Below are 9,381 nucleotides of genomic sequence, written 5' to 3' on the forward strand. Positions count from 1 at the left end.
TTTTTATGAAAAAAGGTTTCACTCTTATTGAAGTTATGGTGGTAATCGTAATCCTCGGCGTTCTTGCAGCCGTAGGTACCCCCAAACTGTTCAACTCCATAGCCAAGGCCAAGGCAAGTGAAGTTCCCGTAGCCGCCTCTGGTTACGTCAAGCTCCAGGACATCTACCTGGCAGAAAACTCAGCCCTAGGCAACTGGAAAACTATCGGCTACATCGCCCCCGGGAACGGTTCCACAGAAAATTTCTGCTACAGCCAGGGAGCCATTACCGATGAAAAGATTTCTCGGGAAGGACTGAGCGCAAGTCTTATCGGATGGGGAGCCACCAACCTGGTTGCGCTTAACGAATGCGGTATGCGAAGCTGGTGGTCTATCGAGATGACCCCTTCCAGCCAAAATTCTGTCAGTTTCAACTACAATCTCAGCTATGAGCCCTGTCTCGCATTTACCTCTAACTGGCAAATCGGCAACACTCTAATCGGAGACTGCGCGAACGCCACGCAAATTTCTGCTAGCGGTAGCGATGATAACAACTTCACCGATAAGACAGATGACGGTGCAGACGGCAAAACCGACAATAAAACCGACAACAACACAAATACAAACACTAATACCAATACAGGCAGTCAATCATCCGACAAACAAGCATTGGATGCAGCCCGTAAAGCCTACACTTCTTGCACCCACTGTTCTAAGGAAGAGAAAGAACGTCTGAAGGAAGCCTGGGACAACGCCAAGGAGAAATGCCAAGCCTCCTACGGCAACGCATCCTGCAGCTAAAAGAATTTTAAAACAACTGATCCACTTTCGTCTTGGCAAGCGTTCTATTATAGATGATACGCTTGCCTTTTACGTTGTCAGAAACGCAGACGTGGTCCTTGGGCGGTTTCAGCAGCGAAGTCACAAGGTGAGCCGCCACCGTCTCGGCGTGTACCGGTCTAAAGAAGCTGGGCACCAGCATAGGATTCTTGCCAAAGAGTTTCTGCATCAGTTCTTCACCGATTCGACGGTCCTTGTGCTTACCCAACAGCAAGGACGGACGGACCAGGGTCAGTGTTTCGAAGTTCATCATGGTCAGACCGTCTTCCAGCATACCCTTCAGTCGATTATAGAAGAAGGGGGAATGGGAATCTGCCCCCATGGCACTAACGCAAAGGAAGTTCTTGACCCCCGCCCTTTTGGCGATGGCCGCACAGGTCAAGGGCAAACGGGTATCGATACGTTCCTGTTCCGCCTTGGATCCCGCCTGTTTGATGGTCGTCCCCAGACAGCAGATTACGGCTTCACAGCCTAAAAATCCGGCGAGTAATTTCTTATTTCCTTCACCGTCTGCGGCAAGTTTCCCGAAGTCCACCACCTCAAAATCCAATTTTGACGCACCCTGTAAAATACCCATGGACGTAAGGTCAGGCGCGCCATCTGTTCCAGGTATCGTACGTACAGGGCAATAAACCCGTACAACCTGGTCTAGGCGGGACAGAAGTTTGACCACATTTTTACCAATAAGGCCTGTAGATCCAAGAACTGCAACTTTCATGGCTATAAAATAAAAAAGCTAGTTGTGATTTATCCAACAAAAAACCCTTTTATAATCCCCTATGCCTTTATATAATCCCCATTTTTTTCTAAACTTCATGTAAGAAAATTTTAACCACAAACCCATAGGGATGTCTTATGGCAAAAGCAACTAAGAAAGTAGAAGCCCCCGTGCTCGGCACCGATGCGGAATCCTTCCGTAAGGCCTTTACCGACCACATTCATCACACCTTGGCCCGTAACAGCGTTACTGTTACCGACCACGAAAAGTTCCTGGCAGTGGCATACGCCGTCCGTGACCGTCTGGTAGACCGCTGGATCAAGACCCAGGAAACCTACTACGAAAAGGACGTGAAGCGCGTCTACTATCTGTCTCTGGAATTTTTGATCGGCCGTACCCTCGGCAACTCCGTTCTGAACCTGGACGTCGAAGGTGCTGTGACCGAAGCTCTCGATGAACTGGGCATGAGCCTGGAAGACCTCCGCGAACAGGAAGTGGACGCAGGTCTCGGTAACGGCGGTCTCGGCCGTCTCGCCGCTTGCTTCCTGGATTCCATGGCAACTCTCGAACTCCCCGCCACCGGTATGGGCATCCGTTATGAATACGGCATGTTCAGCCAGAAGATCGTGAACGGCGAACAGGAAGAACAGCCGGATAACTGGCTGCGTCTCCCCAACCCGTGGGAAATCGCTCGCCCGGCTAACGCAATCAAGGTTCCTTTCTACGGCTACGTCGTTAGCTGGATGGACGAAAAGGGCAAGCTCCGCAACCGTTGGGAAACCAAGGACTACGTCCTGGCCCTCCCCTACGATACTCCGATTCCGGGTTACAAGAACAACACCGTGAACAACCTGCGCCTCTGGAGCGCCAAGTCCACCGACGACTTCGGCCTCTCCTACTTCAACAACGGTGACTACATCGCCGCTGTGCAGGACATGGAACTTTCCGAAACCATTTCCAAGGTTCTCTACCCGAATGACTCCTCCATGAACGGTAAGGAACTGCGCCTCAAGCAGCAGTACTTCCTCTGCTCCGCTTCTCTGCAGGACATCATCAAGCGCTTCAAGAAGCTCCACAACAACGACTGGAAGATGTTCCCCGAAAAGGTGGCTATCCAGCTGAACGACACCCATCCGGCAATCTCCATCGCCGAAATGATGCGCATCCTCCTGGACGAAGAAAACCTGGAATGGGATGAAGCATGGGAAATCGTCACCAAGACTTTCGCATACACCAACCACACCTTGATGCCGGAAGCTCTGGAAAAGTGGCCCGTCAGCCTCTTCGAAAAGCTGCTCCCCCGTCATCTCCAGATTATCTTCGAAATCAACGCCCGCTTCCTGCGCATGGTTTCCCTCAAGTGGCCCGGCGACAACGCACGTCTCGGCCGCATGAGCCTCATCGAAGAAGGTGGCTGCAAGATGATCCGCATGGCATACCTCTCCATCGTAGGTTCCTACGCTGTGAACGGTGTGGCCGCTCTGCACTCCGACCTTCTCAAGACCACCCTGTTCAAGGACTTCTACGAACTGTGGCCTGAAAAGTTCAACAACAAGACTAACGGCGTTACTCCTCGCCGCTGGGTCCGCAAGGCTAACCCGGCTATGTCTGACCTCATCACCTCCAAGATCGGTGACTCCTGGGTTAAGGACCTGGACGATCTGCGCAAGCTGGAAAAGCTGGCCAAGGACGCCAAGTTCCAGAAGGCCTTCATGGACGTGAAGAAGCAGAACAAGGAACGCCTGGCCAAGTACCTGAAGGAAGCACAGGGTGTCGAGCTGGATACCAACATGTTCTTCGACGTCCAGGTCAAGCGTATTCACGAATACAAGCGCCAGCTGTTGAACATCCTCCACGCTATCCACCTGTACATCCAGATCAAGGACGGCAAGGAAATCATGCCGCGTACCATCATGATCGGTGGTAAGTCCGCTCCGGGTTACTGGATGGCTAAGCAGATCATCCGTCTTGCAAACGCTGTCGCAGCAATCATCGATGCTGATCCGGCATGTAAGGGCAAGCTGAAGATGGTCTTCCTGGAAAACTACCGCGTTTCCTTCGCAGAAAAGATCATCCCGGCAGCAGACCTGTCCGAACAGATCTCCACTGCAGGTACCGAAGCTTCTGGTACCGGTAACATGAAGTTCGCCCTCAACGGCGCTCTCACCATCGGTACTCTCGATGGCGCTAACGTCGAAATGAAGGAAGAAGTCGGCGACGAAAACATCTTCATCTTCGGTCTCACCGTTGAAGAAGTGACCGACCTTCTCGCTAAGGGCTACCGTCCTCGCGACTTCTACGAATCCGACGACGATCTCCGTCGCGTGATCGACCTGATCGGCTCTGGCTTCTTCAGCCCGGATCGTCCGGACCTGTTCAAGCACATTGCAGACAAGCTCCTGACCCACGACCCGTACATGCTCTGCGCAGACTTCCGTAGCTACGTCGACATGCAGAAGAAGGTCGCAGAAGCTTACCAGGACAAGAAGCACTGGGCAGAAATGGCTATCCTGAACGTGGCTCGCATGGGCAAGTTCAGCTCTGACCGTACCATCGACCAGTACGCTAAGGAAATCTGGAACGCCAAGGCTTGCAGCATCAAGCTGTAATTAGCGTAGAGGATAAAGTTTAAAGGTTAAAGATATTTCTTTACACTTTAAACTTTCCGCTTTAAGCTAAAAAAGTCCCGCGGTTTTGCCGCGGGCTTTTTTCGTATTTGCTCCGCGGACTTTTCGGACATATTGCCTCATCGTCGTTTTGACATATATCACACTGGAATAGTCCAAAAACGTTATTCTTATTACATAATTTCAAAACGGTTTAACATTTTTTACATTTTTCGCTGTGATTCTATTCACATCAATAAAAGTTTTGTTATTTTCAAAATATGACTAAGGAATACCTTAAGGAGTTTGAGCTCACCGCCAATGCCTTTACGTTGAAGGCCATTGGTTTTACGGCTGCGCTGTTCGGCGTGGTCTGGGTTCTAAATCTCCTGAGCATATTCATCGTGGAGCAGTCCATTATGAATATCGGCTTCTTCGGAAGCATCCTTATCAATGCCATCACATTTAGCGTGGCCCGCGTTCTCGGCTTGGGCGATAGCCGCACCAAGTACGTAGCCCTATTCTTTGCCACGGTCAGTTTCCAGTTCATCGCTGTCATGCTGACTTACCACGCGTTGCTGATTACCATATTCCCGATTCTCCTATCGGTGCAGTACCGCAGCAAGAAGGTGATCCGGTTCGCCTACATCCTGACTTTAATCGGCCACATTGTCAACGTATATGGCGGCTACTATTTCGGCCTGTGCAACGGCAACATGCTGCTGTTCACCGCCAACACCACCGAATATTATATTCAGCAGATTGTAGCGGGAACCTTCGGACCCAATGATCCGGGCATGCCCATCAACCTCGCCCTGTTCGTATTCTTCATCGTGCCCCAGTGGTTCATATTGATTTCGTTCCTGCCGGTCCTGTTCCACATCTCCAAGCAGATTGAATCCCGCACCCAGCGCGAAATGGCCTTAGGCCAGAAAACCGACATCGACTTCATGACAGGCGTCTTCAACCGAATCTGCTTCGACCGCCTCACCAAGGAATTCTACCCCACCCTCAAGAGCATTTCCGTAATCGTCTGGGACATCAACGATCTCAAGCGGATCAACGATCTCCACGGGCAAAGCGTTGGCGACACGCTGGTAGCCATGACCGCTGATTCCATCAAGATTCTGCAGACTCCCACACAGCGCCTATTCCGTTACGGCGGCGACCGCTTTATCCTTATTATTGAAAATTCCACCAAGGGCGACATCAACAGGGCCCTTCTAAAGTGGAACGTCAAGGTGGATCAGCTGAACAGCGGTTCTTCAATCAAGATTTCTGCAGCGGTGGGCTACTCCCAGGGCAAGGGCGACGACCTGGAATATCTGATCAAGGACGCCAGCCACATGATGTACAACCACAAGAGCACTACCAAGATGCAAGCCATTTAATGGTGGACGTCTGATAGGGAATGCAAACTTTTAAACCCCGCCAAGGCGGGGCCTTTTTTATAGTTAGACGAAATTCATCTAAGACGCCAATAATTCATCCCTTAATCGCCGAAGCCTCTCCAGCGGCAAGAATTACGGCATTGGCGGCATTCAACAAGGCGCGATTTCCCCACTCACCGCAAGCCCCCGCCAACAATTTCAAAAAGAACCGATGTTCGTTATCCAGCGAATCGGGAATGTGGGCCACATCTCCAGAAGACGTATAATGAACAAGGCTCACAGAATAGTCAAAACCGGGATCGTCTCCATTACGACCAAATTCAGCAGAAATGGTCCGGGCATCATGTTCACTATCGCGGTCGGCCATAAACTCAGCCTCGACGCCGGCAAACTCACCAGACACCACCTTGAGGCTCATACGGATGCGGTCACCACAGGCGCATCCACGGCCGTCATCGACCATCACCACGTCTCTAGCGTCAAACAGATTCAGGAACAGGCTGACGTCATGAACCAGCAGGTCCAACGCCACATCCACATCACGACACCGGGGGCTGTAACCATGTTCGCGACGGAATTCCAGCTTGACCTTCAGAGGAGCAGGTCCAGAAGCGGCCTTTTTCAGGTCCACCAGCAGGTGCTTACGGAAGTTCAGGAAAATAGGGTTATAGCACTCGGACTGGGCCACAAAAAGAAGGGTCTCGTTCTCCTGGGCCAACTTCACGAGTTCTCGGGCCTGGTCAGCAGAAACAGCCAACGGTTTTTCTACCAGCACGGGGATCCGACGTTCCAGAAAGAACTTGGCATATTCGTAATGGGTCGACGCAGGGGACGCCACCACCGCAAAATCCGGGCGGGTCCACTTTTCCTGCTTCAAGATTTCAGCAGCATCCATATCCAGAGTTTCCGTAAAACGGACTCCGTTTTCTTCGAAGCGGGAACGATGACGCTTGCCCATCGTGCCGCAACCAATCAATATGGCGGTGCGCTCTTTCATAATCAAACCATATTTAACAACTTTGTCGTTTTGGCGACTTTCAATTAAGTCATCTTATAGTATTTTTTCGGCGTGAATCCCGAAGTACTCCTAGAACTAGCCAACACCACCATGCCGTTTGGCCGCTATCAAGGCGTAAGGCTTATCGACTTACCCGAACCCTATGTAGTGTGGTACCATTCCAAAGGTTTCCCAAACGGTCACCTGGGAGAATTACTGGGACTGCTGTACGAAATCAAGGTCAACGGTCTAGAACCGCTATTGGAACCTCTAAAGCAGCCTCTTGTACCAAAGGCCACAAAAGTCGCCCGAGCCATCATGAACAACCCCACGTCTGCCGCCCTGGAAAAGGCAAGACAACTCCGTCAGGAAAATTCTCTCGACTCCATGGACCCGCAGTTGGCAAAGGCATTGGCCGCCCTCAAGGAATCCATACGCTAGCCTTATTGCAGGGAATCTCCGCAGTTTTTATATTTGGGAAAAATCAAGAGAGTTTCAAATGGCCGCAGAAATCAAGAAGACAAATGTCGCACGCATCCTGGACAAGCAGAAAATTTCCTACGAACTGATTCCCTATGTGGTGGACGAAAATGACCTGGGCGCACAGCATGTAGCCGACTCCCTGGGCGAAGACATCAACCAGGTTTTCAAGACCATCCTTGTTCATGGCGACAAGATCGGTTACCTCATGTGTGTGGTGCCGGGCAATCTCGAAGTTGACCTGAAGGGTGCCGCCAAGGTTAGCGGCAACAAGAAAATCGAAACTGTTCCCCTGAAAGATTTGACTCCGCTGACAGGCTATATCCGTGGCGGTTGCAGCCCCCTTGGCCTGAAGAAGAACTTCCCTATTTTTATGCACGAGACCTGCAACAACTTCCCCTACATTTACGTGAGCGCCGGTGAACGTGGACTGCAGCTGAAGATCGCCCCCGCCGACCTGATCAAGGCCTGCCGCGCCACCGTGGGCAGCATCGCCCGCGTTCCGCCCGAAGCCCCCCAGGACTAGTTAGACAGCCCTTTCCGAGGCCCCCAAAACAAAACGTTTTTATACAGCGAAAAAGCCACTCCCGAAGGAGTGGCTTAATTCTTTTCCGTTAGACGTTTCGGATTACTTAACCGTAACACTCTTGACCACAGTGCCCTGCTTTACCAGGTAGACGCCTGCATGGAAACGAGCCTTGAGTGCAGCCTTGAGACCGGCAGCCATCAGGCGAACCTGATGAATAGATTCGATATCGGAAGCGCTGGATTCCGGATTCAGAGCAGAGTCGCTGGATTCAATAACTTCTTACTCTTGCAGCGACTTTGACATCTAAAAAAGGTTTAACGCCGTACATTACAAATAGCCGTAAGTTTTTCGCTTACGAATAATGAAGATAGCCGCCATAATAATGGTGGCTATTTCTGCACCCCAAATAGCAAACCAAATACCGTCAATTCCGAAAAGGAGCGGCAGCAACAGCACCGACACCAATTCAAAAACAATGGAACGGCTAGTGGAAATGGTGGCAGAAATTAGGCCATTGTTCAGAGCGGTAAATAAAGATGACGCAAAGATGTTAAAGCCAGAAAGAAGGAAACAGAAACTGATAATGCGGAAGGCATAGACCGTCATATTATAGAGATCTACGTCGTAGCCTACAAAAACTTTCGAAAGCAGGGACGCGGAAGCCTCCGCCAAGCCAAACATGGCAAGACCAGAGACACCAATAATCACAAAGCAGCGTTTGAACAGGTTTTTCAATTCGTCCTTGTTGCGGGCACCGAAATGGTACGAAATGACGGGAGCGATTCCATTACTGAAGCCGATGAACAGCGCAAAGAATACGAAGGTGATGTACATGATGACACTAAAAGCAGCCACACCGTTTTCGCCTGCGAAACGCAACAGCTGATAATCATAAAGCAAAGTCACGATGGAAGAGGAAATCCCGGACAGCAATTCGGAACTTCCATTGAAAGTCGCCTTGATCAAAGCGTGAGGCATCCAACGAGTTTTACCCAGGCGCAAAGTGCTAGAATTCTTGCGGGCGAAATAGACCAGAGGAATAATGCCACCTATGAGGAAACCCACATCCGTAGCCACAGAAGCGCCAAACAAGCCCCAGCCCAGGATGCCCACCAAAAGCCAGTCCAGGAACATGTTGGCAACGCCGGCACCAAGAGTCACATAAAAACACAACTGCGGTTTTTCCGCCGTAATGAACAAGGTCTGGAACATCATCTGCATAATGAAAGGCACAAGTCCCAGTAGAACAATGTGACCGTACAAAATACAGTCTGACAACAGGCCGCCTTCGGCTCCCAACATCTTCATCAAAGGTTCCATCAAGAACCAAGTGATAACCGTCAGAAGTACGCCCAGCCCCATGGCCGCATACACAATCAGTGAGAAATATTCATTGGCACGTTTCAAGCGACCGCGACCTTGGGCAGCCGCAATCAAGGCACTACCGCCAATACCGAACATCAGGCCCAGGGTTCCTAGGATCATAATCACGGGCCAGGCCATGTTCACCGCCGCCAGGGACTGTGCCCCCGCATAGTTGGAAACGAAGTAGCCGTCCACAACGCTATAGATGGACGTGAACACCATGGCTGCGATAGAGGGCAGGGTAAACCGCAGAAGCCTAGAATAATTGAAATGGTCAGAAAGTTGGATGGGCATGACTACCTAAACAGCAAACTGATCAAGAATAGTTCCCACATAGGTTTGATAAGGGATACCAAGGGCGGCGGCCTTTTTCTTCAAACCTTCTACGGTCTTGATTTTCAAACGGAAGGAATAAACTTTCTTGGCTCTTCATCAACATGTGTGGGTGGCTTCGCCACCCTTTTTTGTTGACATTCG

8 protein-coding genes are annotated in these 9,381 nt (G+C 50.8%); 5 read left to right on the forward strand and 3 right to left on the reverse strand.

The window, feature by feature from the left end; genetic code table 11:
• Positions 1-5 precede the first annotated feature (5 nt).
• Entirely contained in the window at positions 6-779 is a 774-nt protein-coding gene (locus B7992_RS12870) for a prepilin-type N-terminal cleavage/methylation domain-containing protein (protein ID WP_088666464.1), read from the forward strand.
• 7 nt (positions 780-786) lie between these two features.
• On the opposite strand, the gene B7992_RS12875 is transcribed toward B7992_RS12870, so the two are convergent.
• Positions 787-1,536 (reverse strand): NAD(P)H-binding protein, encoded by a 750-nt coding sequence (locus B7992_RS12875; RefSeq protein ID WP_073238364.1) that lies wholly within the window; start codon positions 1,534-1,536, stop codon positions 787-789.
• Positions 1,537-1,673: 137 nt separating this feature from the next.
• Between B7992_RS12875 and B7992_RS12880 the strand changes: the two genes are divergently transcribed.
• Together B7992_RS12880 and B7992_RS12885 are read left to right on the forward strand one after the other, a co-directional pair.
• Complete coding sequence (locus B7992_RS12880) at positions 1,674-4,145, forward strand: glycogen/starch/alpha-glucan phosphorylase (RefSeq protein WP_073159625.1); 2,472 nt, start codon at positions 1,674-1,676, stop codon at positions 4,143-4,145.
• A 278-nt stretch (positions 4,146-4,423) separates the two neighbouring features.
• Entirely contained in the window at positions 4,424-5,533 is a 1,110-nt protein-coding gene (locus B7992_RS12885; protein ID WP_073159623.1) for a diguanylate cyclase, read from the forward strand.
• 94 nt (positions 5,534-5,627) lie between these two features.
• Here B7992_RS12885 and B7992_RS12890 read toward each other — a convergent pair whose 3' ends face one another.
• Entirely contained in the window at positions 5,628-6,530 is a 903-nt protein-coding gene (locus tag B7992_RS12890) for a Gfo/Idh/MocA family protein (RefSeq protein WP_088666465.1), read from the reverse strand.
• 72 nt (positions 6,531-6,602) lie between these two features.
• On the opposite strand from B7992_RS12890, the gene B7992_RS17450 reads away from it, so the two are divergent.
• Together B7992_RS17450 and ybaK are read left to right on the forward strand one after the other, a co-directional pair.
• Positions 6,603-6,971 (forward strand): DUF3820 family protein, encoded by a 369-nt coding sequence (locus tag B7992_RS17450; protein WP_088666466.1) that lies wholly within the window; start codon positions 6,603-6,605, stop codon positions 6,969-6,971.
• Positions 6,972-7,029: 58 nt separating this feature from the next.
• Positions 7,030-7,536, forward strand: a complete 507-nt coding sequence (gene ybaK / locus B7992_RS12900) for a Cys-tRNA(Pro) deacylase (RefSeq protein ID WP_073159617.1) — start codon at positions 7,030-7,032, stop codon at positions 7,534-7,536.
• Positions 7,537-7,866: 330 nt separating this feature from the next.
• Here the strand turns inward: ybaK and B7992_RS12905 are convergent, their stop codons facing one another.
• Positions 7,867-9,198 carry an MATE family efflux transporter gene (locus B7992_RS12905; RefSeq protein ID WP_073238353.1) on the reverse strand — a complete coding sequence of 444 codons (1,332 nt, stop codon included), beginning with the start codon at positions 9,196-9,198 and terminating at the stop codon, positions 7,867-7,869.
• Between the last annotated feature and the right edge of the window lie 183 nt (positions 9,199-9,381).

Source organism: Fibrobacter sp. UWH1 (assembly GCF_002210365.1).
Taxonomy (GTDB): Bacteria; Fibrobacterota; Fibrobacteria; order Fibrobacterales; family Fibrobacteraceae; genus Fibrobacter.

Bases quoted from the DNA above. Each gene is read 5' to 3' on its own strand.
- B7992_RS12880 (WP_073159625.1), top strand. From the start codon at position 1,674: ATGGCAAAAGCAACTAAGAAAGTAGAAGCCCCCGTGCTCGGCACCGAT.
- B7992_RS12885 (WP_073159623.1), top strand. From the start codon at position 4,424: ATGACTAAGGAATACCTTAAGGAGTTTGAGCTCACCGCCAATGCCTTT.
- B7992_RS12870 (WP_088666464.1), top strand. From the start codon at position 6: ATGAAAAAAGGTTTCACTCTTATTGAAGTTATGGTGGTAATCGTAATC.
- B7992_RS12905 (WP_073238353.1), bottom strand. From the start codon at position 9,198: ATGCCCATCCAACTTTCTGACCATTTCAATTATTCTAGGCTTCTGCGG.
- B7992_RS12875 (WP_073238364.1), bottom strand. From the start codon at position 1,536: ATGAAAGTTGCAGTTCTTGGATCTACAGGCCTTATTGGTAAAAATGTG.
- B7992_RS12890 (WP_088666465.1), bottom strand. From the start codon at position 6,530: ATGAAAGAGCGCACCGCCATATTGATTGGTTGCGGCACGATGGGCAAG.
- ybaK (WP_073159617.1), top strand. From the start codon at position 7,030: ATGGCCGCAGAAATCAAGAAGACAAATGTCGCACGCATCCTGGACAAG.